Origin of the sequence: Acinetobacter sp. (assembly GCF_039596015.1) — a bacterium.
Classification (GTDB): Bacteria; Pseudomonadota; Gammaproteobacteria; order Pseudomonadales; family Moraxellaceae; genus Acinetobacter.
In genome coordinates this window covers 1-25,886 of sequence record NZ_JBCNKN010000018.1, presented here as the reverse complement: position 1 = coordinate 25,886, position 25,886 = coordinate 1, and the positions used below count along the sequence as shown (strand labels likewise).

Genomic DNA, 25,886 nt, shown 5'->3' with positions numbered 1-25,886 from the left:
TCGATTTGGGTGTTATGACACTTTATAGTTTCAGCACAGAGGCTCGAATACGCTGTGCTGCAGATTACAAAGGTGTGTTCGATGGTGCGCTTTTTAAAGTGCATCAGCCCCACTTTCTTTTTCTCGCAAAGCCCTCTATTCAACTGAACAGTCGTTTAGGGATCGTTGTTGCGAAGAAAAAGGTTCGTCGTGCGCACGAAAGAAATCGAATAAAACGCATTGCTCGAGAGAGTTTTCGCTTGCACCAGCATCGCCTTGGCGTACTGGATATTGTGGTTATGCCTAAAATAGGTATTGAACAGATATCTAATGCCGAATTGCATCAGCAATTGAAGTTTGCTTGGCAAAAACTGTACCGCCTTGCAAATAAATCTCAAAACAATACGATAATTTCCTCACCAAAGTAGAGTTGGCCAATGGTTCGTATACTACATTGGTTCATACGACTTTATCAGATCGCGATTAGTCCTTTACTTGGACCTCGGTGTCGCTACATTCCTACCTGTTCACAATATGCTTTGGAAGCACTACAAAGGCATGGCGCTGTACGTGGCTTGTGGCTGTCTACCCGACGTATTTGTCGTTGTCATCCGTGGGGAGGGTCGGGGTATGATCCTGTGCCCATAAAAGCAATTCGTTTTATTTCATTTCAGCCAATCGATTCTCAAACGCTTCACATTGCAGTACCCTTTCGTGAACGTTTATTGAATAAAAACCGCTCTAACTACTTGGGGTCATAGCTATGCAACAATGGGCCAGATTTGCGATTCTCGGTGCCATGTTGGTTACCGCGTACTTGCTAATTTTAGCTTGGCAAAAAGATTATGGTCATGCCAATAATACTGCACCACAACAGGTAAATTCTGCCGTGGTATCGCATGATGTTTCTGCTGATTTGCCAAATAGCCAAAATACAGCACCTACCGATGTGCCACAGGCAAATACTGCTACAGCGCAAGCAAGCAACACATCAGCAGCCACGAATCAGCAGTTAATTACTGTACAAACTGATTTATATCGTCTTTGGATTAGTCCAAAGGGTGGAGATGTTGTTCGTCTTGAACTATTAAGTCATGATGAAAGTAAAGGAAGTGACCAACCTTTCGTAATGCTTGAAAGCGATGCGAAAAGAACGTATGTCGCTCAATCTGGTTTAATTGGTATCAATGGGCCAGATGGTAGTGCAAGTGGTCGTCCAACATTTGAAGTTGAGAAAGCCAATTATTCTTTAGCTGATGCAAAAGCTGCAACTGAAAATGGCCAAACGGCGAAAGTTTTAACCGTGCCAATGGTGTATAAAACCGCAAATGGCGTGGAAATTATTAAAACTTTTACCTTTAAACAAGGTCAGTATCCAATTGGTGTCGATTACAAAGTTGTTAACCGTAGTGGACAAAACTGGCAAGGTCAATTTTTTGGTCAGTTAAAGCGTGATGATTCTGCCGATCCAGGTAAATCAAGCCAAGGGATTTTCCAGCTTGGAACTTACTTGGGTGGAGCTTGGGGCACACCTGATAAACATTATAACAAGTTAAAGTTTGCGAACTTTAATGATGATAAGTTAAATGTTCAGGCAAAAGGTGGCTGGGTTGCTGTTGTTCAGCACTATTTTGTAAGTGCTTGGATTCCAGGAACATTGAAGTTAACGCAAGCAAATGGTCAACCGTTCACTGCAACTTTACAGTCACGTAAAGTCGGCGACAACATGAATGTGATTGGTTTTACTTCACCAGCGATTAATGTTCCTGCTGGCACAGCAATGGAAGTGAATGCAACCTTGTATTCAGGACCAAAAGTTCAATCTGAATTGAAAGATCTTGCTGTTGGTTTAAACCAAACTGTTGATTATGGTTGGTTATGGCCTATTGCTAAATTGTTATTCCTTGGTTTGGAAACTTTCCATAAATTCTTGGGTAACTGGGGCTGGTCAATCATTTTACTGACTATCGTTGTTAAAATGATTTTATGGCCATTGTCTGCAAAAAGTTATCGCTCTATGGCAAAAATGCGTGTCATTGGACCTGAAATGCAACGCATGAAGGAAGAGTTTGGCGATGACCGTATGCGTTTCTCTCAGGAAATGATGGCGCTTTATAAACGAGAAGGTGTAAACCCATTATCTGGTTGTTTACCATTGTTCTTGCAAATGCCTATTTTCCTTGCCCTTTACTGGGTATTGATGGAAAGCGTTGAATTACGCCATGCCCCTTGGTTAGGCTGGATTCAGGATTTATCTGCAATGGATCCATGGTTTATTCTGCCATTATTGATGGGCGCAACCATGTATATTCAGCAAATGCTGAATCCACAACCTGCCGATCCAATGCAAGCGAAAGTTTTCCGCTTAATGCCGATCATTTTCACTGTATTCATGCTGTTCTTCCCTGCGGGCCTCGTGCTTTACTGGATTGTGAACAACAGCTTGACGATTCTTCAACAGTGGTTCATTGGTCGTAGCGTGAAAAAACAACGCGAGGCACAAGCCAAAGCTTAATTTGTATTGCTGAACGCGTACAGAAGCTGAATAAATCCGCTTAAGATGGTAATCTTAGGCGGATTTTTTTACTTTGTATTTTGAATTTTAGGTGAACCATATGCAAAACCAAACCACCATTGCTGCAATAGCAACGCCGCCTGGACGTGGTGGTGTGGGGGTGATTCGTTTATCTGGCCCAAAAGCCTACACAATCGCTGAAGCCTTATGTCAAAAAGCATTACCTCAGGCACGTATGGCAGGCTTTCGCCAATTTTACGATGCTCAGTCTGAGGTTATGGATGAAGGCTTAATCTTATGTTTCCCAAATCCACACTCGTTTACAGGGGAAGATGTGGTTGAGATTCAGGGACATGGTGGCCCTGTGATTCAAAATACATTGTTAGCACGCCTTTTGGCTTTAGGGGCTACAGCAGCGAAAGCAGGCGAATTTTCAATGCGCGCCTTTGAAAATGGCAAACTGGATTTGGTACAGGCCGAAGCCATTGCTGATTTGATTGATGCGACTTCACAAGCGGCTGCACGTTCGGCTGTACGCTCTTTGCAAGGGGCATTTTCCAATAAAGTGAATGCAGTTTTAGAAAAGCTGATTCATTTACGTTTACATGTTGAAGCAGCAATTGATTTTCCCGAAGAAGAAATTGACTTTCTGGCAGATGGCAAAATTTTAGCTTTACTTGAAGATGTTCAGCACTCTGTTCAAACCGTACAACAATCTGCGCGCCAAGGGCAATTGTTACGCGAAGGTTTGCAGGTGGTGATTGCGGGTAAACCCAATGCGGGTAAATCGAGTCTATTAAATGCTTTGGCGGGTATGGAACGCGCGATTGTGACCGATATTGCAGGAACAACCCGTGATGTGTTGCATGAAAAAATTATTTTAAATGGATTACCTATTACCCTGACCGATACGGCAGGTTTGCGTGAAACGGGCGATATTGTTGAAAAAGAAGGGATTCGCCGTGCGATTAAAGAAATCGAACAGGCTGATTTATTGCTTCTGGTTTATGATTTGAGTCAGGGTGAAGATCCACTGACTTTAGCTCGAAGCTATTTTTCAGAACATCTAGATCCACGCCGTTTAATTTTAATTGGAAACAAAAGTGACTTAACCATGCAAACGCCTGCTTTAGGTGAATTAAATGGTTTTAGACATGTAACTGTGTCAGCTAAGCAAGAAATGGGCGTTCAGACGCTCATAGATGCGATTACAGCGCATGCAGGCTTCCATCCGGAGGAAGACACCTTTATTGCACGAACTCGTCATTTAGACGCAATGCAGCGCACACAGCAATATCTTGCAGAGGCGCATGTACAGTTAGTGGAGTTTCATGCCGGTGAACTCATGGCTGAATCTTTACGATTAGCCCAAAATGCGCTGGGTGAAATTACAGGTGATTTTAGTGCCGATGACTTGCTCGGGAAAATCTTCGGATCATTCTGTATCGGAAAATAATCAAAAGCTGCCCAATCGGCAGCTTTTTAAATCGTATTTGATACATTGCTTTTTTATCCAATACGATCTTATCAAGGTCAACAACAGCAAGTGATCAGCAATCACTTGCGATCTTGATATTCTTCAAGCAGAGCGTTTTAATCTTCAAATCTTGGCTCCTATTGCAAGTGTAAAGTGTCTATCTAATTGTAATGATCTTCCTGATTTCATTTGATTTGACTGTTCCATATCGCCTGAAGTGACAATAAATCATCTGGTGTGACATGAATGACCCCTTTTCCTGGGATATCAATTTCAGCAATGATAAACAGCGCTAAAGTCATTAAAAAAGGCAATACTAAAATCAGCAGATTCTCCCCATGTTCTTTTCGAGCATTGTAGCCAATCAAAAAATTAGAAACGATTGCAAAGAAGATCAGCAAACCCCAAACAATATCTGGAATTTGATAACGCCAGCTCACCGTAGTTTTTTCTTGAGCAATATATAAATCGTTATAGGCTGTCAGTACCGAAGCCATGACGGGATTTGGGGTGGTATTGGCTTCAATGACCGCAATTTTCCATAAATTATTTTGTTTTTCTGTTGAAGTCATACTCCAATTTCGATTTTCAGGATGGCTTTCTGCTTCGAAAAACTTAATTCTAGCGTTTAAATAGTCATGTAATAACCTTTTTGCCTGTTCCTGTTGGGGTAAAGGCAAAAGTTGCGTGCGTTGTAGTGCTGTACCAATCACCACCATTTCATTTTCTTCGGTTTTTTGGCGATCGTTATATCCACCAATCGAAATTGAAAGTACAAAGCCAATTAGTAAACCTAATAACGATAAAATTGCACCGAGGACAATTTTGGCTTGATCATCATTGAAAGCATTTTGATGGTTTTTTAAAAGATATTTCCCCGCATAGGCTGCGCTACTTAATAAAATAAATAGCCCCCAAAAAATAACGGCAGAGCTCATGGGGAAGTCGTTTAAAAGTTGTTGTATCCATGACATATTTTTGTCCTTTTGGATGGGTCGAAGTTGATTGTTGTGTTGTTATAAAGCAGAACATTATGGTTCTTATTGATCAAGTTCAAGTATTTAGGATGAATAAGATTAAATATGATTTATCCGAAACGATTTTACAGCAGCACAAAATACCCTTTAAAGATTGAATCTTGTGTCACTTTTCTTCAATAACGAACGTCATTTTTGTCAAATAATATTCAATACAGCAGAAGAAAAATACTTTCTTGTTCCAAAAATAGATACTCATTTCGGTCGATCAAAATGAGCAAGAATTTGTATCTGCGATTTGAATAAAAAATACCTTAAGCATAGCGTTTAAGTAATTTCATAAACTCTGCAATTTCGGTTTCATTCAAATTGGGAACATCGTTTAGAACGTGATGACGCAAATGCTGTTCAATCAGCTCGTTCATAAGCCCATTGATGGCTCCTTTAGCCGCAGCGACTTGTTGCAGGATCTCAATGCACGAATTTTCCTTCGTTTCGAGACTTTTTTCTATGCTTGCGAGTTGCCCTTTGAGGCGTTTAACCCGATTTAAAATTTTTTGATCTTGGTGAAGATGGCTCATGATAAATTCTCAAAAAACAAATATACTGTAGGGGAGTATATTTTGGTGATTTTCATATGCAATATTCTACCCTTTCTCGTCAACATCATCATCAGTTTGATGAAGGGAATCCATTAACACAAAAAAAAATCCTCATTGCGACCATCCTGACAGGGTTAATGATGATTCTGGAAGTTTTTGGCGGTTGGATTTTTAATTCGATGGCCTTATTGGCAGATGGATGGCATATGAGTTCTCATATGCTGGCTTTAGGATTGGCGTATTTTGCGTATCGGGCGGCACAACATTATTCAAAAGATCAGCGTTTTAGTTTTGGAACATGGAAAATTGAGATTCTCGCGGGTTACAGCAGTGCGATTTTGTTAATTGTAGTTGCATTGTTGATGGCAGTTCAGTCGATTGAGCATCTTATTCAGCCTGTGACCATTCATTATAATGAGGCGATTGCCATTGCAGCTTTGGGATTGGTGGTTAATTTACTGTGTGCATGGTTATTACGTGATGATCATCACCACAACCATCATCATCACCATGACCACCATCATGATCATGGCGATCATCATCATGATTTAAATCAAAAAGCTGCGTTTATACATGTCATTGCGGATGCGGTTACTTCTGTTTTTGCAATTATTGCTTTGGTTGCAGCCAAGTTTTTGGGCTGGAATTTTTTAGATGCCGTTTTGGGCGTGGTGGGATCTATTTTAGTGGCAAAATGGGCATATGATGTGATGCGTGAAACAGGAAAAACCTTGCTCGATGCAGAAATGGATCATCCTGTTGTACCTGAAATTCATGAAGTATTGGAAAAATTACCTGTTGAATTAACGGATATTCACGTTTGGAAAGTGGGTAAAGGTAAGTTTTCATGTATTTTGGCGTTAGAAACACAAGATCAGACGATCACGGCAGATATGATTCGTCAGGAACTCTCCATTCATGAGGAAATCGTGCATATTTCGGTAGAAGTGAACTACCCATTAACACACGAAGTTCCACGTGAAACATCATGACAAAAATTAACGGATTTTGAATAGGCACGGAAGCTTTGAGCAAGCTAAAATTCAAGGCTTCGTTGGTCTGTAACCCTAGATATGAAAAGATTGAGTCTATTGCTTTTAGCAAGTTTGGTCACTTCAACTGTTTTTGCTGATGCTGCCCATTTGGCAACGCAACTGCAAAAGCAATATCCGAATCTAAATTTTCAAAATATTGCACCAACAGAAATGTCAGGCATGTACAGTGCTAAGTTAGATGAGCGTGTGGTGTATCTGGATGAATCGGGTCAACATATTTTTGTTGGGAGTATGATCAGATTAAAAGATCAGAAAAATTTAACTCAGGATTTGTCTAAAAAGGCACAACAAAAAAAGGTCAACTGGCAGCAGTTGCCCTTTCAGGATGCAATAAAAATTGTCAAAGGTAATGGACAGCATCAACTGGCTATTTTTGAAGACCCGAACTGCCCATATTGCCAGCAATTAGAAACACAATTAGAAAAACTAAATGATGTTACGCTCTATATTTTCATGTATCCACTTCGCCCACAATCCATTGCGCCATCTAAGCGCGTGTGGTGTAGCCCAAATCGAGAATTTGCATGGAAAAACTTAATGCAGATGCGTTTTCAGCCCAAAGCTGATACGTATTGTGAAAACCCCATTCAGCGTAATTTAGCTTTGGGTCAAAAATTACAGCTTGTGGGAACACCAACCTTGATTTTTAAAGATGGTTCAGTCAAGGTTGGTTTACTTTCAGCACAGGAAATTCAGGAAAACTGGTAAAACAGCATGTTTAGATGACCAACATGCTGCTTGGTATTTAATCTTGTTTGGTCAAGAAGTTGTAAACAACCAAAATGATGATGGCACCAAGGATTGAGGCAAGAAACCCTGCTGAAGAGCCTGGTGCATAAAAACCGAGGAAGCGCCCTGCGTAGGTTGCAACTAAAGAGCCTGCAATTCCAAGGAGTGTTGTGACAATAAACCCTGCTTTATCTTCGCCAGGATGTAAAGCACGCGCAATTAACCCTGCAAAAAAACCGATAAAGATGGTGATAATGAGATGTCCCATAAATGCTCCTTAAGGTGCGGTAATTGATGGATTCATGTTTTTATTTTACTGAACAAATTTTAAAAAAATATTAGAAAATCTGTAGCTTGATTGGTTTTCTGTTATGTTTTTGTGCAAAAAAAATGGCTGTCGAAACAGCCATAATAATTGGTTTTTATAAACCGATTTCACCAATAAAAGGTAAATGACGATATTTTTGATCGTAGTCTAAGCCGTATCCGACAATAAATTTATCTTCAACTTCAAAGCCTAAGAATTTCACATCCAGTTCAATTTCACGGCGTGAAGGTTTGCTGACAAGTGTGCAAAGCTGGATTGAGTTAGGTTGGCGTGTTTCCAAAATTTCAACGACTTTACTTAAGGTATTGCCTGAATCAATAATGTCTTCAACAACCAAAACATCTTTACCGCGAATTTCGCCATCTAGATCTTTTAAGATTCTAACGTCACGACTTGATGTTGTACCACCGCCATAGCTTGAAACGGTCATGAAATCAAGTTCGTGTGGTTTTTCAATATTACGGCAAAGGTCAGCCATAAAAATAACCGAACCACGCAATAATCCAATGAGTACAAGCTCTTTATCACTATTTGCATAGTATGCATTAATTTGTTCACCAAGCGCTTTAACTTTGGCTTGGATAGACTCTGCGGGAATCATTACGCGCATTTCAACAGTCATGGGCTGCTACCTAAAACTCCAGAATATAAAAATAAAAAAGGTGTTGACCTGCAACACCTCCAATTTATGAGTGAATAGACAAAGTTTAAAACAATTTCAGATTTCATGCATCTTTTCTTGTCTTTGAAAATGTAATTGCCTGTTTAAGTTATCCCTTATTGACCTCATATTCTGCATTTTTATGGTCTGGATGAGCGAAGTTTTAAGTTATATCGACGACCTATAAAATCGGCTCAGAAGTGCTTAATAGAGCATTGTTCTTACCCGTTCTAAAGTCTTGCGCCGTACAAGGTACAACGCAAGTGACAGGCTGTGGTGAACAATGAACCGCAATTAGCCTTCTGTCTGATAAACACATTGCCCATACACATAAGTAGCTGCAATATTACGATCATCACCCATCGTAAATAAGGCAAATAACCGATCTTCGATGGATTTTGCATGCGATTGGCGCAGTTGTTGTAATGCGGTTGGATGTAAATCTAAAACCACAAAATCTGCTTCTTTGCCTAAACTAAAATTACCCAGTTTGTCATCCAGATGTAAGGCTCTGGCACCTCCTAATGTGGCATGGTAAAACGCCTCAGGTGCAGAGAGTTTATTGCCTTGCAGTTGTTGTACTTTGTAGGCTTCATTGATGGTTTGTAATTGGCTAAATGATGTTCCTGCTCCAATGTCAGTGCCTAAACCAACCTTGACTTGTTTTTCCCATGTTTTGGCAAGTGGAAATAAACCACTGCCTAAAAACAGGTTCGAGGTTGGACAAAAGGCAATCGCAGATTGGGTGTCGTGCATGCAGTTCCACTCTTCATCTTCCAAATGCACACAATGTGCAAAGACAGACCGTTCCCCTGTTAAGCCAAAGTGATGATAAACATCTAAATAACCAGTTTGTTCTGGAAATAGCGATTTTACCCATGCGATTTCATCTTTGTTTTCACTTAAATGGGTATGCACATATACATCGGGATATTCTTGTTTGAGTTGCCCTGCTTTAGCCAGTTGTTCTGGTGTTGATGTCGGTGCAAAACGCGGGGTAATTGCATATAAAGCTCTCCCCTTTCCATGCCATTTCTCAATAAGGGCTTTTGATTGCTGATAACCTGTTTCAGCCGTATCACACAGTCCTTCGGGTGCATGGCGATCCATCAACACTTTCCCTGCAATCACACGCATATTGAGCTGCGCTGCATGTTCAAATAGTGCATCGACAGATTCAAGGTGAACGGTACAGAACACAAGTGCCGTGGTTGTGCCGTTTTTGAGTAGCTCGTGTAAAAAGAACTGGGCAATTTTATCTGCGTAGCCTTTGTCCTGAAATTGTAGTTCTGTTGGAAAGGTATAGGTATTTAGCCAACTGAGCAGTTGCTCACCATATGCTCCCACCATTTCAGTTTGTGGGTAGTGGATATGGGTATCGATAAATCCTGGGACAATCAGTTGCTCTGGATAATGTCGAACGGAGATCCCTTTAGGTAAAATTGCCTGAGCATCTTGCCATGTGCCAAACCAGTGAATTTTGCCATTTTCACACCACATTAAACCGTCATCCACATAACGCATTTGTTGTGTGATGTCTTCAGGATTGGATACAGTTTGTTGGATATCGAGGAATTTCCCACGAATGAGCGTTGTTGATGGTGAATTCAGCATGATCGATGTTCCAGATTTTCTTTTTTCGACTGATTGTAGCCTATTTATGCTTTATTGTTGGACAGAAATAACATGAATTTTTACCTGATGATCTATTTTTTTATGGTGAAAATGAGGAATAGAAATGCCTGATTAGCCCTTTTTCCCTCTATTGAATATGCCCTTTCACTTTAGCCTGAAACAGCAACTGCTATTGCCGCGAGATTACAAAAAGAGGAGCATTTAGAGGTGATAGCTCCTTTGGGTTTAGCAGATTTATTTGAATGGAAACTGTGTTGGAAGACTCGTTGAGTAAATTCTGAAATATTTTCACAGCGTGTAACGTCGAAACAGTGTTCACAGCACTGGCCGAAGTTAAAGGTTGTTGAGCCATTTGAGTCCATTGCTTCTCGCTAATGGTGACGAGAAGCAATGGATGACTCGATTTTTTTATCGTTTGCTATGTCGAATGGAAAGAAATGCTGTAATTGCCAACACAATCGCAATAAAACCAAGCGATGCCCAAATTGGAATATGGAAAAAGTCGAGCATCAGCATTTTTGTTCCAATAAACAACAAGATAATGCCTAATCCATAAGGTAAGTACTGCATTTTTTGTGCTGCACCTGCCAATAAAAAGAACATGGCTCTGAGTCCTAAAATCGCCATTAAGTTCGCACTCAGGACAATAAAGGGATCATTGGTAACCGAGAAAATGGCAGGAATTGAATCTACCGCAAAAATAATATCTGAGAATTCAACTAAAATGAGTACCACAAACAACGGCGTAAGCCAGCGTTTTCCTTGCTCAAACACCACAAAATGATTGTCACGTAAGCCAGAGGTAATTGGAAAATGACCTCGTAACCATTTCAGCAGTTTCATGTCTTCGATATTGGGTTCTTCATCCTGCCCTTTTAAAAATTTAAAGCCTGTATAGACCAAGAACGCGCCAAAGAGGTACAGAATCCATGAAAACTCTTGAACCAGCCATGCTCCAATAAAAATAAACACAGTGCGTAACACAATGGCACCAAGCACACCATAGAGTAAAACTTTACGTTGTAGTGCAGGTGGAATTGCAAATGCAGAGAAGATCATCAGCCAGACAAAGACATTATCAATGGCGAGGGATTTTTCCAGTAAATACCCTGTGATGTATTCCAGCGTTTTTTGATTTGCGATGACAAGCCCAACGCTTTGCTGTAGATAGAGCCATAACCCGCCAGCAAACAGCATGGCAACGCTAACCCATGCAATACTCCAGTAAGCGGCTTGCCTGAGTGGAACATCGTGTTGTGGCTTATTTTTAAAGCCTAAAAAATCAATGATCAGCATGATGGCAACAATGCCGAAGAAGATCAGATATAACCAAATATTGCCAATAGAGTGCATTTGAAACCTCCATGTCTGGCAATCAGGTATAAAAAAACCTTGACCTGTTGCCAGACAGAAAACGATCTGTGTCAACATGATCAAGGTCTTGCCTACATCATAAAAAACATGATGCTCAGATACCGACTTTAAAATTTAAAGTGTATTGACGATATCTGACACGTAACAGGTTGATGCTGTGTTACGTTTGGAGGAGGCTACTCCCCTTGTCAAAACGAATATATATTCAACAGCATGCCATAGATTCAAAAGATCTGCAATCACCTTTGAATCATGATCTGTTTGTATCAAGCTGTCAGTAAAATGTCATATAGCTGACATATTTTTGAAATTTTTAAACGGTAAATTGAAAAGAAAAAACCCTATAAAAATAAAAAGGATAGCTTCGTGCTATCCTTTTTATTAAAAATTATTTGACCCAACCACGCTCTAGTAATGGTTTAGCAACGAAATGGTAGAGATTTAAGATCCACACCATGATTTTTTGCCCATATCTGTTCCAAAACCATATTCCAACCACATTGACCAATAAAGCAATGCAGAATGCACCGACCATATCTAGTGGGAAATGTACCCCTAAATAAACCCGTGACCATGCAACGAAAAATGCTAAAACCAATAAGATGATTCCAGCGATTTTCCGTTGGGAAAATAGATACGATAATGCAATGGTGCTAAAAATCAGCATATGGTCGCTTGGAAAAGAGGCATCGGGTGCATGTTGAATAAAGGTATGTCCAACCCCGATCATGAACGGTCGTGGATGGAAATAAACCTGAGAAATAATCAAGCCAATACCCAGAGAAATTGCTGTCAAAAATACAGCTTTTAAAGCATAGTCTTTACGTTGTTGGTCGCCAAAACACCATAACGACAATAAAAGCAGGGCAAGTAAATAAAAAGTATCATTGGCAATAAAAATCGCGAGATCAATCATGACATGGCTGGCATGTTGAGATGCATTGATTTTCGCGAACCACGCTAAATTGAGCGCTTCTAGAGACATGCTCATATATCAGGCCTCGAATTAAATTGCGCTATAATAAAGACATGATCTTAAGAAAAAGGCATAGAAAAGTTACACTTTTGTAATTTTTTAATTATGATTCGCCATGTGCAGGCGTTATAGATCATTCAGTTAAAAGCAGCATCCTGAGATACTGCTTTTCGTTGAAATGTTATGGATTATTCAGCTTTTAAAGCGGTAATCAGCTTTTGATGCAACCCACCAAATGAACCATTGGACATGATGACAACAGCATCACCTTCCCCTGCTTCACTGACAATTCGTTGGATAATTTCATCTAAAGAACGGCTCACTTGCGCATGGTTGGGTGCCTGATCAATCACAGGTTGCAGATCCCAATCTAACCCTTCTGGTTGATACCAGATCACTTCATCAGCCAAACGTGCCGACTGAGCCAAGCCGTCTTTGTGGCTGCCCATACGCATGGTATTAGAACGTGGTTCAATGATTGCCCATAAGCGACGTTCGCCTAGGCGTTTACGTGCGCCGTCTAACGTGGTTGCAATTGCGGTTGGATGGTGTGCAAAGTCATCATAAACTTCGATGCCTTTAACGGTTGCGAGCAGTTCCATACGGCGTTTGACGCCACCAAAATTAGACAATGCCTGACATGCATCAGCAATAGAAACACCCACATGCTCAGCAGCAGCAATCGTAGCTAAGGCATTGGCAACGCTGTGCTGCCCTGTCATATTCCACTGTACTTCGCCAACGACTTGGCCTTGTTTAAGCACGTTAAAGTGGCTACCGTCCAGAGAGATCAGTTGCGCAGAAAGCTCGGCTTGGGCATTTGCTTCTAGGCTCGTTCGTACCACAGGTGTCCAACAACCCATCTCTAAGACCGTATCGATGTTGGTTTCAGTAATCGGTGCAATGATTCGCCCTTCACTTGGAATGGTTCTGACCAAATGATGGAATTGTTTTTGAATCGCTGCCAAATCATCAAAAATATCTGCATGGTCAAATTCAAGGTTATTTAAAATGGCGGTTTTAGGGTGGTAATGCACGAACTTCGAGCGTTTATCAAAGAATGCAGAATCATACTCATCGGCTTCAACCACAAAGTATTGACCACCACCTAAACGGGCACTTTCACTAAAACCGAGTGGTACGCCGCCAATTAAAAATCCAGGATTTAACCCTGCCTGATCCAACACCCATGCCAGCATGGTCGTGGTCGTGGTTTTACCATGTGTTCCTGCAACACCAAGCACATGTTTGCCTTGTAAAACGTGATCGGCTAAGAACTGTGGACCCGAGATATAAGGCAAGCCTTCATTGAGCATATATTCCACCGCATCAATTCCCCGCTTCATGGCATTTCCCACGATGACTAAATCAGGGTGCGGTTGTAAATGACTGCGGTCATAGCCTTGCATTAGCGTAATGCCTGCATTTTCGAGCTGTGTTGACATTGGTGGATATACATTTTGATCTGAGCCTGTCACGGTATAGCCTAAATCACGTGCTAACAGTGCCAAAGACCCCATAAATGTGCCACAAATACCCAAAATATGCAGATGCATTTCTTGCCTACTCCACTATAAATGTATTTTGATTCAATCTATTTGTAACGATAACAAGGCTGTATTTGAAAAGATAGTCACAAAATGTGAGAAGTATTGGTAAGCGTTGAGTTTTGGACATCGAGATTGAATCCCAATGCAGCCATGCCATCACCTTACACTGCAAATTTTGGAAATTTTTTAAGTTGTAGATAGGCTACATAATTGACAATAAAGGCAATCACCAAAGACCCTAAAACATCGTAAGGGAAATGCACGCCCAAATAGATACGAGACCAACCGACCATCAGTGCAGCAAAAAACAGGACATAGCCGATCCATTTTTGTGAAGAAAATAAATAGGCAAATGCAATGGTACTGATCACGATCATGTGGCTGCTTGGAAAGGAATTATTATCTGAATGATGAATCAGGTTTTCGCTTAAACCGAGTGTAAATGGACGAGGGAAATACACAGTATGATCAAGGGTTGTGCTGATCAGGGAAGTGATGAGGGTTAAAACTAACGCTTTGATAAATAAAATACGGTATTTGGATTGATAAATTGCAAGGCCAAGTAAGAGAACGGCTAAAATTGTTGTAAGGTAACGAGATGAAAATAATGCAATTTGTAGAAATATTTCATGACTTTTCCCACAAGAGTAAATGAGCTCAAACATCATGAAATTCAGGTTTTTAAAAAAAGACAGCACGAATGAGCTCCAACTCAATGAATGAAAGTATCGTACAGCATGCTAAAGCAACATTTCTCCTCTTCCATTGTTTTATTGTACGTAATAAATTTAGATTAAAATTATCCCAGAATTGTTACAATTTAAAAATTATTCCATATCTTTTGCTAGGTGTCGTTCTCTATGCTGACATTGCTTCCTTTTATATTGTTGTTTATTTCAAATTGCTTTATGACACTGGCATGGTATGGTCATTTACGCTTTTTACACGACGCACCTTTATGGCAAGCGATTTTATTTGGCTGGGGAATTGCGCTGTTTGAATACAGTTTTATGATTCCTGCCACTCGCCTATTTGCAGCTCATGGCTGGAGTACGGGTGAAATGAAAATCACACAGGAAGTCGTGACACTGATTGTGTTTGTTCCCTTTCTCGTTTTTATGTTTAAACAACCCTTAAAATGGGACTATTTGTGGGCAGCATGTTGTTTATTGGGCTGTGTTTATTTTGTCTTTAGAGGTCAGTGAAAAAACGATCCTATCAGAACGTCAAACATGCCATTAAACGTGTGTATTTTGATGCGTATGTTTTGTTTTGGAGAGGATGAAAAAACAAGCTATACTATGCTCCTAACCCCTGTCCAAAGCTTTTCTTCGCTTGGCTAAGTGCATTAATCTACGAATATTTTGGAAATATCAATGAATACGGTCGCTGCTACAGACGCTCAACCCTTAGTTGGAATTATTATGGGTTCTCAATCTGATTGGGCAACACTTGAACACACTGCCAACATGCTCAAGCAACTTGGTGTTCCATTTGAAGCAGAAGTCGTATCTGCACATCGTACCCCAGACCGTTTATTTGAATATGCTGAAACGGCACGTGAACGTGGTATTCAAGTGATTATTGCAGGCGCAGGCGGTGCAGCACATTTACCTGGTATGTGTGCGGCAAAAACAGATGTACCTGTACTTGGGGTACCTGTGAAATCATCGATTCTTAATGGTGTAGATTCATTGCTTTCAATTGTGCAAATGCCTGCTGGAATTGCTGTGGGTACATTGGCAATTGGGCCTGCTGGTGCAACCAATGCCGCAATTATGGCTGCACAAATTTTAGGCTTGACTCGCCCTGAGATTGCGAAAAATGTTGCAGATTTTCGTGAAGCACAAACTGCAAAAGTTGCAAACAACAATATCCCAGGTCAAGCTTAATTCGAGAATAACAATGAAAAACAAAACCATTGGAATTTTTGGTGGTGGGCAGCTTGGCCGTATGATGGCACAAGCCGCATTGCCTTTAAATTTGGATTGTACTTTCTTTGAAGCAAGTACCGATTGTCCATCTGCTGTGTTGGGTCAAGTCTTTTCAAGTCAGGATCCACAAGGCTTAGAGCAGTTTATTGCGAGTGCAGATGTATTTAGTCTTGAATTTGAAAACACGCCTTTAGCAGATGTTGATCTGCTCATGCAAAGTAAAGCTATACACCCTCCTCGTCAGGCATTGGCAATTGCACAAAACCGCTTGTCTGAAAAAACACTATTCAACGCATTAGCGATTCCTGTTGCGCCTTTTCGTGCAGTCGACAGCCTTGAAACGCTGAAACAAGCAGTAACTGAGCTTGGCTTACCAATAGTTTTAAAAACAGCGACAGGCGGCTATGACGGTAAAGGTCAGTTTGTTCTCCGTGAAGCTGAGCAAATCGACCAAGCATGGCAAGAACTTGGCCCTGCAAAATCACTTATTGCGGAAAGTTTTGTTAAATTTTCACGTGAAGTTTCGATTATTGCGGTTCGTGGACAAAATGGTGATGTAAAAACATGGCCATTGGCTGAAAACCATCATCATCATGGTATTTTGTCGCATTCGATTATTCCTGCGCCAAACAGTGCTGAATTTTTGCCTGTTGCACAGGACTACATCACACGCTTACTGAACCATTTAAACTATATTGGTGTGCTAACGCTTGAACTGTTTGTAACTGAACAAGGCTTATATGCCAATGAAATGGCGCCGCGTGTGCATAACTCTGGACATTGGTCAATCGAAGGCGCAGTTTGCTCTCAGTTTGAAAACCACGTACGTGCGGTTGCAGGCTTACCTTTAGGTTCAACCGAAGTTGTACGTCCAAGTGTGATGGTGAATATCATTGGTCAACATCCAAAAACTGAAGATGTTTTGGCACTCAATGGCGCGCATTTACACCTGTATAACAAGACTGAACGTGCAGGACGTAAACTCGGTCATATCACCCTAATGCCAGTAAATAGCGATGAATTAAGCAATTTATGTCGTCAGTTAGCAAAAATCCTGCCTGAACCTTTGGCATTGACTCAAGATATGAACATTTAATTCAAATTTGTTTTTAAAAAAAGCGATCACGATGTGGATCGCTTTTTTATTGGCAGAAATTCGGTAAGATGTGCGCCCTTAAATTTCTTCGCAGAGATCAAGCTGCTGTGGATAAGTTTTAGTAGAATAAAAAATAATATTTTAAATTTAAACTTTGGTTTTGAATTTAAATTTTCCTTTATGAAATGAATTTAAAACCAAGAATAAGCTATTTATGAGTTATCCACATGTGGGTAGATTATTTTGTGAATTTAAAATTGAATTCAAAGTAATATTTGATTGTCTTGTGGATAAAATTTTAAATTTAAAACCTGTGAATGAATTTAAATCAAAATAACAATTTTTGAATTCATTTTTAATCGTCAAAAAAACCGGATGGTGCTAATGTAGGCGTAAGGATTTGAATTCAAAAATGGTCTTTACTCAACATGCGATATTCTTCATTTTTTGTCGGTACAACTTTATTGTTTACAGTTCATGCGCAAGCTGAACTGGTGATCAATGATTCAATTTCATCAACAGTGACGCCACCATCACAAATAACAACACCTGTAACCCCCGTAAGTGATCGCTTTCAAAGCTGCCTTGCAAATTTGCGTAGTCAGGCAATCAACTCTGGCGTGAATGCCAGTACCTATGATCGCTACACTCAAAACTTAACACCAGATTATTCGGTGGTTGAGAAATTAAATTATCAACCAGAGTTTTCGACACCAATCTGGGATTATCTTTCGGGTTTGGTGGATGATGAGCGTGTCCGTGATGGACAACAAAAAATTGCCCAATATCGCAGTGTGTTAAATCAGGTTTCTCAAACGTATGGTGTACCTGCTGAAACTGTGGTGGCAGTGTGGGGGGTGGAAAGTAACTACGGCAATATTTCGGGCAAATATCCATTATTACAGTCACTTGGGACGCTGAGCTGTGAAGGTCGTCGTCAAAGTTATTTCCGTACCGAATTTTTTGCGGCAATGCGTATTTTGCAGCGTGGAGATTTGACTGAAGAGCAAATGAAAGGCTCATGGGCAGGTGCATTTGGTCATACCCAATTTATGCCTTCTACTTATGAACGTCTGGCCGTTGATTTTGATGGCGATGGCCGTCGCGATTTGGTTTCGAGTGTACCTGATGCTTTGGCTTCAACTGCAAACTTTTTAAAGAAAGCAGGGTGGCAAACAGGTATGCCGTGGGGCTTTGAAGTGAAGATTCCACAAGGAATGTCGGTTGCGGGAGAAAGTCGCCGTAATAAAAAACCGTTATCGTATTGGATTGCACAAGGGTTAACACGGGCAGATGGTTCAACCATTGTTCAGGGAAATTTGACCACTACCACACCAGCAGGCCTCATGATGCCAGCGGGTGCAAATGGGCCATCATTTTTAGTGTTTAAAAACTTTGATGCGATCTATGGTTATAACGCTGCTGAAAGCTATGCTTTGGCGATTGCACATTTATCTGACAGATTACAAGGTGCAGGGCCATTTTTAACACCATGGCCAACAGATGATGCTGGTACATCACGGGCAGAACGCCGTGAGATTCAACGGCTCTTGCTTAGTAAAGGGTATGACATTGGTGAGGCGGATGGCTTGATTGGTGACAAAACACGTCAGGCGATTCAAAAAGAACAAGTACGTCTTGGGTTAAATCCAACTGGGCGAGCAGGGCAGCAAATATTACGGGTCTTACGTAACGAACAGGCACAAAAAATGTTGCCTTAAATAAACTGAAAAAGGAGATGAAATGTTAAATTCCTCTCCTTTTTTAAAACAAACTTAGAAATCTTTATGGTCTATTTTGACTGCATCCAAGACATCAAAAATCACCGCAGTAACATCTTGGCTTAAGTCCCGATCATTAAAAATTTCATAAGCTGTAATGGTCACATCAGTATCGCTAGGAAGCTCTTTTTGTTCTTCTTGAATCAGATGCTCTATTGGCATTATGGTTTGTTTCACTTCAAGATGCAAAATATCATCATACTCAATATTTTCATCATCAAGTTCAATCATTTGGTGATTAAAATATGGGAGTAGGATGGCGTGTAGGTAAGGGGTAAGCTCCTCAATATTAAAAAGTTCAATATCACGAGTTTCCTCGATGGTACTGATATGGTCATTTACTTCGAGAATAATATGATAATAACTCACACCGACTTCCTCATATTTAGAGTGCTCTTTAATTAAACATACCATGAAATTGAGCTTTTTTCCGAATCTAGAGTCTGAATTTGGTTAAAAAATTATTCAAGGAAGTATTCTCATCCAGTAAGGCAATATCATCTGTAGTTAATTGAAAGTCCTCTAAATTTTGTTGTTTTAAGGTTGGATACATCAGGGCCTTAGGATTATTGTATAAATGTTTTAACCCCAGTGCATGTCCTAACTCATGCGCGAGAACGAGGCGTAAATCATCCTGATTTTCAAATTCATAGACATTAATTTCTCGACCATTAAAAATACCTTTATCAAACTGGCGGGCGGCATAGTGCTGGTTATATCGATCAATGGATTGGCGAATCTGTTGATTGGTTTGGTTGTAATGATCTACCTGTTGGTTGGATGTTGATACAACCTGATTATGGGCAATAATCGCCTGATTCAGTTGTTGTTTTTGTTGTTCTAAATAAATTTTTTGTTGATTAAATATGGACTTTAATTGTGGATTGGCCCCACCTTGCTGATTTATTTGTTCTACGGTTTGATTGTACTGTGCTAAAGCTACTTGAAACTCAGCCTGTTTCCGATCAAGCATCATTTGAGATTGTGCAATCGATTGCTTTTTTGCATCGAGAAATTGCTGTTGCTGCTGTTGTTGAGCTTGCGTTTGTTGAATTTGTTGTAGTTGCTGGACTCTTTGATTGGTCTGGTTTTGTCGTTCATCATAAACAAAATTAATTTGCAGTCGGGCATGAGGGTCGTAGACAAACCAAATATGACCTGTGCCTTGTTGCCAAATATGGTCAGCTTGTTCAGATAATTGCTGTGCCTCAGACATAGAAAGCCCAAAGCGTGGATCAATCTGCCCGATACGATAATGCAGGCGCGTATCAAAAGGATGCAGGATACGGCTTGAAATAGGATTGAGTCGAATTTGTGGATATCGGATTTGTTGAAACAGGAGTAGGGCGAACCAGAGAAAAAGTAGCGTCCATAAACCTGTTTTCATAGCTGCTCGCATCAACATTTCATTTTTAAATGGATGGAAATTTTAGCTTAATGTTGTGAATTTAACCATTTTTGTTGAAGATGACACGCCATCAGATCAATAAAATAGGCAATCACACAGCCTACAATACAAAATAGAATCCGTAACAATGCACCTTCAATGGTGTGATGTGAAACATCGTAAACAGTCACAATTAGAAAACTGGAAAGCGCAATCCCTGTATATTCAACGTGTTTGATAATGATGCAACTGATTGTACTGAGCAAAATGCCTAAAATTAAAAACCAATATTCTAAATTAATATAATATAAATGTGACTCTACCTTAGACATCATCAACCAAATAGCAATCCCTACAACTGAACCAATCAAATTTCCACTAATTTGATTGAAATTAACACGTTGTTGGCTGCTGGCTTGTAAGCTGAAAAAAGCAGTCAGGTTTGCCCATAAGAAAAAATTGGTGTCTTTGTTTTTATCAAATAAGATGGAGAGTAGGGTGATAATCGCTGCACAACATAAAATCTTGCTGATATAAATGATTTTTTCAAGCTCGAAAAGGTTCATACGATGGTGAGTTGGTGAACAGATTAGGTTATGTATTATAAGAAAAATAAAATGCAGCTTTGTAATAACTTTATCAAAACCCGTAAATAAAAAAACCGCCCAATCACTTGAGCGGTTTTCGTTTACAACGACAAATTATTTTTTGTCATCTTTTACTTCAGTGAACTCAGCATCTACAACGCCATCATCTGCTTTTTGTTGACCACTAGCATTACCACCTTGGAATGCGTTTGGATCAAAACCTTCAGCGCCACCTTGAGCACCTTGAGCTTGTTCATACGCACGTTGCGTAATTGGCATCAAGATGTTTTGAAGTGCTTCAGTTTTCGCTTTGATCGCTTCAGCATCATTTTCTTTTGCTGTTGCTTCAAGTTCAGAAACCGCTGTTTCTACTGCTGTTTTTTCATCAGCAGTGACTTTGTCACCAAGGTCTTTTACTGCTTTGTTTGCGCTGGTAATTAAAGCGTCTGCTTCGTTACGTGCTTTCGCAAGTTCTTCGAACTTACGGTCTTCTTCAGCATTTAACTCAGCATCTTTAATCATTTTTTCAATTTCAGCATCTGACAAACCTGAGTTTGCTTTGATCTGGATTGACTGTTCTTTACCAGTGCTCTTGTCTTTTGCAGATACTTTTAAGATACCGTCAGCATTGATGTCGAATGATACTTCAATTTGCGGCACACCACGTGGCGCAGGAGGGATATCACCCAACTGGAAGTTACCCAACAATTTGTTTTGTTGAGCAATTTTACGCTCACCTTGGTAAACCGAAATATCAACCGCAGGTTGATTATCTGCTGCTGTAGAGAACACTTGAGATTTCTTCGCAGGAATCGTTGTGTTTTTCTCAATGATTGGAGTTAATACACCGCCCATTGTTTCGATACCCAAAGTTAATGGTGTAACGTCAAGAAGTAATACGTCGTTTTTGTCACCAGACAATACCGCACCTTGAATCGCAGCACCAATCGCAACTGCTTCATCAGGGTTTACGTCTTTACGTGGTTCTTTGCCAAAGAATTCTTGTACTTTTTGTTGTACAAGTGGCATACGAGATTGACCACCAACCAAAATCACATCAGAGATTTCAGAAGTTGAAAGACCTGCATCTTTAAGCGCAATACGGCAAGGCTCGATTGTACGTTCAACTAGATCAGCGACTAAGCCTTCTAATTTCGCACGAGTCACATTCACAACTAAATGTTTAGGACCTGTTGCATCAGCAGTGATATACGGCAAGTTAATTTCAGTTGAATTTGCAGAAGAAAGCTCGATTTTCGCTTTTTCAGCCGCTTCTTTTAAGCGTTGTAATGCAAGAGGATCATTTTTCAAATTTACATTTTGATCTTTCTTGAATTCTTCAACTAAGTAGTCAATCAATGCTGTATCGAAGTCTTCACCACCAAGGAAAGTATCACCATTTGTAGACAACACTTCGATTTGTTGGTCGCCATCAAGATCAGCGATTTCAATGATTGATACGTCAAAAGTACCACCACCTAAGTCGTAAACTGCAATTTTACGGTCGCCTTCTTTTTTGTCCATACCAAACGCAAGTGCCGCAGCAGTTGGTTCGTTGATGATACGTTTTACATCAAGACCTGCAATTTTACCAGCATCTTTAGTCGCTTGACGTTGAGCATCGTTAAAGTACGCAGGTACTGTAACAACTGCTTCAGTGACTGTTTCACCTAGATAATCTTCTGCTGTTTTTTTCATTTTTTTCAAAATTTCAGCAGAGATTTGTTGTGGTGCAAGTTTTTTATCGTTTACATCAACCCAAGCATCGCCATTGTCTGCTTTAATGATTTTGTAAGGTACAAGACCGATATCTTTTTGTACCGCAGCATCATCATAACGACGACCAATTAAACGCTTGATTGCGAATAATGTGTTTTTAGGATTTGTTACTGCTTGGCGTTTTGCTGCCTGACCAACCAAAATTTCGCCATCTTTATATGCAACGATAGATGGAGTAGTGCGCGCACCTTCAGCGTTTTCGATTACTTTTACTTTATCGCCTTCAAGTACTGCAACACATGAGTTGGTAGTACCTAGGTCAATACCAATAATTTTAGCCATTAATGTGTTCCTCAAAAATTTTGTGCAATTGTTTATGCTTGCTATTCGATATGAGAGTGAATTGATTTTTTTCAAGTATTATGATGAAAAAAATTAAAAACACTCATCTCAATATCATCTTATTGACCAACAGTGACCATTGCTGGACGAAGTAAGCGACCAGAAAGGGTATAGCCTTTTTGTAAGACGTTACCAATTTCACCAGATTTTGCATTTGGATCGATACCAACAGCTTGGTGAAGATCGGCATTAAAACCATTTTCTGTATCAACAGCTGCGATTTCATGCTTTTCTAAAGTGGTAATTAAAGACTTTAACGTCAGTTCGACACCTTCAAGTAAAGGTGATTTTTCTTCGCCAGAAGCTAAAATTGCGCGCTCTAAATTATCAACCGACTCAAGTAAGCCTTTTGCAAATTTTTCCAAAGCAAATTTTTTCGCATTTTCAGCTTCACGAACTAAACGCTCTTTTACTTTTTCAGCTTCATAAACAGCATTTGCCGCACGTGCTTTTTCAAGTTTCAAACTTTCTTCAAGTTTGGAAATTTGTTCTTTTAAATCTTCAACGGTAACACTGCCTGCCTGTTCTACATTTTCTGATGAATCAATCTGTTCAGATTGAGTATCTTGAACGTGCTCGTTTTGTTCATGTGCCATTGATGATCTCCGTTTAAAAATGTTTTTAAACATGTACAGTCCTTTGGCGTCAGTACGGTCTACGCATATTCTGAACTGCCATGAAATGGGTTTTTATGACTTATACAAGAAGTATGGGCGCTCCATAAAAAATCAACCGTTGTTATGCTGAAACAACTAAAAAAATCAGTGTATAAAAATATAATGCTTTAATATTGCTCATTTATTAAGATATCGGATAAACATGAAATCCAATCAAGATCATTTTGATCTAGCCAGATAAAAGTATTTGAGAACTTTTGTCTCTAAAATTAATAAAATAAGAAATACACTTTAAAACCACAAAAAATAATAAAAAAGCAAAGATGAATGCAGCGCTAGAGCAAGATTGTGTGCTTGGGTAAATATATAAGACATTACGTGAACAGAATGAATTCAATAAACTAGACAGAAGTTGAACAATAATCAAAAAATGTAGAGGACTCAGTGACTCCCAGTAAACGTCAAGTAAAAATTAGGATAGGGACAAAAAACATAAAGTAATATCAGATTGCATTACGGAAAAGAAACACCTTAAAAAAGTACATATTTCTATTTGGCAAGATTGGTAAAGATGGTTGGGCTCATCAAGAGCAGATTTAAAATTTTAGTTTTTATTTAATTTAAGAGAGTGATCATGAAGAAAATTGCAATTATGGCGACATTATTAAGTGGTTTTGCAGTAACAGCGATTGGTTGTACTTCACATGAAGCACAACAGGCAGCTCCAACCACACCTGTAGAACAGAACACTATAGCTACAAATAACCCTGCGCCTGCTCAAGATAATCAATCATCAGATGCAACAACAACCCCAGCACCTGCATCTGCAGGTCAATAATTTCATACAACAGATGATAATTTGTTAAAGCAATAAACTTACGGAAAAGAACCATGAAAAGTATCCAGATTCTTCATGGTTCTTTTATTCTTAAAAAGTTTCACGTGGAACAAAAAATCAAGAAAGACTTTTACTTTTATTTATAATTCGAAGCATACATTGTAAGTGAATTAATCAAAAATACAGAATACAGAATACAGAATACAGAATACAGACATTGTTTTGTTCAAACTCAGTTACAAACCAGTTATGTAATACCTATACATGTGAATCATAGTTGAAGGTGATCTTTGGAAGCATGTGGAACAGATTGGTGGGATGCTATTAAAAAACAATAAATAATGTAGTTGTATAGAATTTGGAAAAAATTTGACCCCAACAAAAACAATATTTAAATAAAAGGATAAATAGCCTAAAGAGGAGAACAATAGATTTAAATAGAAAGTTTTTGATTAAAAACCAGCATATCATCTAGGTGGTTATACAATTGTGCCAACATTTGTCATGATCTATACAAAATTAAGTAACGATAGCTGTTCGCAATAAACGCACGATATAGCGGATCGAATAGTGAAACAGCAAAACACATGAATTTTTACTTCATTGAATGTTATCGGCTGTTTGGGAACAGACGATTGCTTTGCTCTATTGTTTAAGCCAGTAATTGTAGAAAGGACCCTTACCGTTTATATAAATAGTCATAAACACTAACAGCGACTGGTAAGTGACATGATCTAGAATTTGGATATCCTCTATCAGATAACATTATAAGATTGATTGAAAAAACTGGACAAATTGAAGTGTTCCTTTATGGGGTTTTGTCTGAAATATGCCGATAATTTCGAGAAGGATTAAAGTGAAAAAGTTTTGTATATTGGCGAAGAACTGGAATAAAAATAGATCAGAGCCTGAGTAACAAATATTTGGAAAAAGAAAAACTACACATTTTAAGATGAACTTTTATGCGAAAAGCTAAAAGCCTAATTGTCATAGCTATATAGTGAAGACTTAGAGAGGGGAGAGTAAAAGTGGCTCTTGCACCATGGTTATTACCAAATTTAAAACTACTGACTCTGTCGATCGATTACACCACACACAACGCTAGTTAAAGTTCAAAGTTAAACTAACTTGAGATCTGCGGAATAGAAAAAGCTATTTGTAATGAATGACAGACACAAACGAATCATAGCGAAAGGTTTACTCGTTCCAGTGAATAAGGTGACCATAATCATGGGTTAAATTATCCATAGTATTAGGCCAATATCTAAAGTCATGTAAAGGAACTACTAAAATTATGAATATAGAATTACAGCGCTAAAAAATATATAAAATAAAAATATTTTAAAAATCATCAACTTAATAAAAGTAAGAGAAAATTTTTGCACAAAAACAGAGCACTCAGGAAAAGATGCGCTAAAAATGCTTGCATACGTAAAAAAATTACCTATAATGAGCACATACCAACGAAAACATTGAAACTTAACAAAATTAAGGTACAATGTGAAGTTCTGGTCTCTACTTCTGAAGAAGAGTAGATTATTCATTAAAGAATTGATAAGAACAACTTGTGTGGATTTTTACTGACAATTTATCGAAAGAAATTTCATTGATTGAATGGTAAGAATTACTCGAAGTTTATTTGAGCGAATTTAAGTCAGAAAATTGAT

25 protein-coding genes are annotated in these 25,886 nt (G+C 39.2%); 11 read left to right on the top strand and 14 right to left on the bottom strand.

Going from position 1 to position 25,886, the window contains the following annotated elements; all coding sequences use genetic code 11:
* Positions 1-14: 14 nt before the first annotated feature.
* The 4 genes from rnpA to mnmE all read left to right on the top strand — a co-directional run bounded on the left by rnpA (position 15) and on the right by mnmE (position 3,950).
* Positions 15-407, top strand: coding sequence for a ribonuclease P protein component (rnpA, locus tag ABDV70_RS12590; protein WP_343598221.1), 393 nt, complete (start codon positions 15-17; stop codon positions 405-407).
* Between the two features lie 9 nt (positions 408-416).
* The gene (gene yidD / locus ABDV70_RS12585) at positions 417-740 is read left to right on the top strand and encodes a membrane protein insertion efficiency factor YidD (protein ID WP_343598220.1); all 324 of its coding nucleotides are present in this window, start codon (positions 417-419) and stop codon (positions 738-740) included.
* 2 nt (positions 741-742) lie between these two features.
* Positions 743-2,494 carry a membrane protein insertase YidC gene (gene yidC, locus ABDV70_RS12580; RefSeq protein ID WP_343598219.1) on the top strand — a complete coding sequence of 584 codons (1,752 nt, stop codon included), beginning with the start codon at positions 743-745 and terminating at the stop codon, positions 2,492-2,494.
* 100 nt (positions 2,495-2,594) lie between these two features.
* Positions 2,595-3,950, top strand: a complete 1,356-nt coding sequence (mnmE, locus tag ABDV70_RS12575; RefSeq protein ID WP_343598218.1) for a tRNA uridine-5-carboxymethylaminomethyl(34) synthesis GTPase MnmE — start codon at positions 2,595-2,597, stop codon at positions 3,948-3,950.
* 206 nt (positions 3,951-4,156) lie between these two features.
* Here mnmE and ABDV70_RS12570 read toward each other — a convergent pair whose 3' ends face one another.
* Together ABDV70_RS12570 and ABDV70_RS12565 are read right to left on the bottom strand one after the other, a co-directional pair.
* Positions 4,157-4,945, bottom strand: coding sequence for a hypothetical protein (locus ABDV70_RS12570; RefSeq protein WP_343598216.1), 789 nt, complete (start codon positions 4,943-4,945; stop codon positions 4,157-4,159).
* A 317-nt stretch (positions 4,946-5,262) separates the two neighbouring features.
* The gene (locus tag ABDV70_RS12565) at positions 5,263-5,529 is read right to left on the bottom strand and encodes a metal/formaldehyde-sensitive transcriptional repressor (protein ID WP_343598215.1); all 267 of its coding nucleotides are present in this window, start codon (positions 5,527-5,529) and stop codon (positions 5,263-5,265) included.
* Positions 5,530-5,585: 56 nt separating this feature from the next.
* Between ABDV70_RS12565 and dmeF the strand changes: the two genes are divergently transcribed.
* Positions 5,586-6,542: a CDF family Co(II)/Ni(II) efflux transporter DmeF gene (gene dmeF, locus ABDV70_RS12560; protein ID WP_343598214.1), complete on the top strand. Its 957-nt coding sequence runs from the start codon at positions 5,586-5,588 to the stop codon at positions 6,540-6,542.
* Between the two features lie 81 nt (positions 6,543-6,623).
* Positions 6,624-7,313: a DsbC family protein gene (locus tag ABDV70_RS12555; protein ID WP_343598212.1), complete on the top strand. Its 690-nt coding sequence runs from the start codon at positions 6,624-6,626 to the stop codon at positions 7,311-7,313.
* Positions 7,314-7,350: 37 nt separating this feature from the next.
* Here the strand turns inward: ABDV70_RS12555 and ABDV70_RS12550 are convergent, their stop codons facing one another.
* The 7 genes from ABDV70_RS12550 to ABDV70_RS12520 form a co-directional block, all read right to left on the bottom strand.
* Positions 7,351-7,602 (bottom strand): GlsB/YeaQ/YmgE family stress response membrane protein, encoded by a 252-nt coding sequence (locus ABDV70_RS12550; protein ID WP_343598210.1) that lies wholly within the window; start codon positions 7,600-7,602, stop codon positions 7,351-7,353.
* 154 nt (positions 7,603-7,756) lie between these two features.
* On the bottom strand, positions 7,757-8,284 hold the full coding sequence (gene hpt / locus ABDV70_RS12545; protein WP_343598208.1) for a hypoxanthine phosphoribosyltransferase: 528 nt from the start codon (positions 8,282-8,284) through the stop codon (positions 7,757-7,759).
* Positions 8,285-8,617: 333 nt separating this feature from the next.
* On the bottom strand, positions 8,618-9,937 hold the full coding sequence (guaD, locus tag ABDV70_RS12540; protein ID WP_343598206.1) for a guanine deaminase: 1,320 nt from the start codon (positions 9,935-9,937) through the stop codon (positions 8,618-8,620).
* Between the two features lie 429 nt (positions 9,938-10,366).
* Positions 10,367-11,311, bottom strand: a complete 945-nt coding sequence (locus ABDV70_RS12535) for a TerC family protein (protein ID WP_343598236.1) — start codon at positions 11,309-11,311, stop codon at positions 10,367-10,369.
* 409 nt (positions 11,312-11,720) lie between these two features.
* Positions 11,721-12,317: an undecaprenyl-diphosphatase gene (locus ABDV70_RS12530; protein ID WP_343598234.1), complete on the bottom strand. Its 597-nt coding sequence runs from the start codon at positions 12,315-12,317 to the stop codon at positions 11,721-11,723.
* A gap of 179 nt (positions 12,318-12,496) precedes the next feature.
* Complete coding sequence (gene mpl / locus ABDV70_RS12525) at positions 12,497-13,864, bottom strand: UDP-N-acetylmuramate:L-alanyl-gamma-D-glutamyl-meso-diaminopimelate ligase (RefSeq protein WP_343598205.1); 1,368 nt, start codon at positions 13,862-13,864, stop codon at positions 12,497-12,499.
* A gap of 155 nt (positions 13,865-14,019) precedes the next feature.
* On the bottom strand, positions 14,020-14,556 hold the full coding sequence (locus ABDV70_RS12520; protein WP_343598204.1) for a phosphatase PAP2 family protein: 537 nt from the start codon (positions 14,554-14,556) through the stop codon (positions 14,020-14,022).
* 162 nt (positions 14,557-14,718) lie between these two features.
* On the opposite strand from ABDV70_RS12520, the gene ABDV70_RS12515 reads away from it, so the two are divergent.
* The 4 genes from ABDV70_RS12515 to ABDV70_RS12500 all read left to right on the top strand — a co-directional run bounded on the left by ABDV70_RS12515 (position 14,719) and on the right by ABDV70_RS12500 (position 18,609).
* Positions 14,719-15,063 (top strand): DMT family protein, encoded by a 345-nt coding sequence (locus ABDV70_RS12515; RefSeq protein ID WP_343598203.1) that lies wholly within the window; start codon positions 14,719-14,721, stop codon positions 15,061-15,063.
* A 171-nt stretch (positions 15,064-15,234) separates the two neighbouring features.
* The gene (gene purE, locus ABDV70_RS12510; protein ID WP_343598202.1) at positions 15,235-15,750 is read left to right on the top strand and encodes a 5-(carboxyamino)imidazole ribonucleotide mutase; all 516 of its coding nucleotides are present in this window, start codon (positions 15,235-15,237) and stop codon (positions 15,748-15,750) included.
* A gap of 13 nt (positions 15,751-15,763) precedes the next feature.
* Positions 15,764-16,888, top strand: a complete 1,125-nt coding sequence (locus ABDV70_RS12505) for a 5-(carboxyamino)imidazole ribonucleotide synthase (protein ID WP_343598201.1) — start codon at positions 15,764-15,766, stop codon at positions 16,886-16,888.
* Between the two features lie 428 nt (positions 16,889-17,316).
* Entirely contained in the window at positions 17,317-18,609 is a 1,293-nt protein-coding gene (locus ABDV70_RS12500; protein WP_343598199.1) for a lytic murein transglycosylase, read from the top strand.
* A 54-nt stretch (positions 18,610-18,663) separates the two neighbouring features.
* Here ABDV70_RS12500 and ABDV70_RS12495 read toward each other — a convergent pair whose 3' ends face one another.
* The 5 genes from ABDV70_RS12495 to grpE all read right to left on the bottom strand — a co-directional run bounded on the left by ABDV70_RS12495 (position 18,664) and on the right by grpE (position 23,360).
* A complete protein-coding gene (locus ABDV70_RS12495) occupies positions 18,664-19,083 on the bottom strand; it encodes a hypothetical protein (RefSeq protein WP_343598197.1) in 420 nt (139 codons plus the stop codon).
* 22 nt (positions 19,084-19,105) lie between these two features.
* Entirely contained in the window at positions 19,106-20,068 is a 963-nt protein-coding gene (locus ABDV70_RS12490) for a matrixin family metalloprotease (protein ID WP_343598196.1), read from the bottom strand.
* Positions 20,069-20,103: 35 nt separating this feature from the next.
* Complete coding sequence (locus tag ABDV70_RS12485) at positions 20,104-20,622, bottom strand: FUSC family protein (RefSeq protein WP_343598194.1); 519 nt, start codon at positions 20,620-20,622, stop codon at positions 20,104-20,106.
* A 135-nt stretch (positions 20,623-20,757) separates the two neighbouring features.
* Positions 20,758-22,704, bottom strand: coding sequence for a molecular chaperone DnaK (dnaK, locus tag ABDV70_RS12480; protein ID WP_343598192.1), 1,947 nt, complete (start codon positions 22,702-22,704; stop codon positions 20,758-20,760).
* Positions 22,705-22,823: 119 nt separating this feature from the next.
* Positions 22,824-23,360 carry a nucleotide exchange factor GrpE gene (gene grpE, locus ABDV70_RS12475; protein WP_343598190.1) on the bottom strand — a complete coding sequence of 179 codons (537 nt, stop codon included), beginning with the start codon at positions 23,358-23,360 and terminating at the stop codon, positions 22,824-22,826.
* A 655-nt stretch (positions 23,361-24,015) separates the two neighbouring features.
* Here grpE and ABDV70_RS12470 point away from each other — a divergent pair.
* Positions 24,016-24,219, top strand: coding sequence for a hypothetical protein (locus ABDV70_RS12470; RefSeq protein WP_343598189.1), 204 nt, complete (start codon positions 24,016-24,018; stop codon positions 24,217-24,219).
* Positions 24,220-25,886: the final 1,667 nt, after the last annotated feature.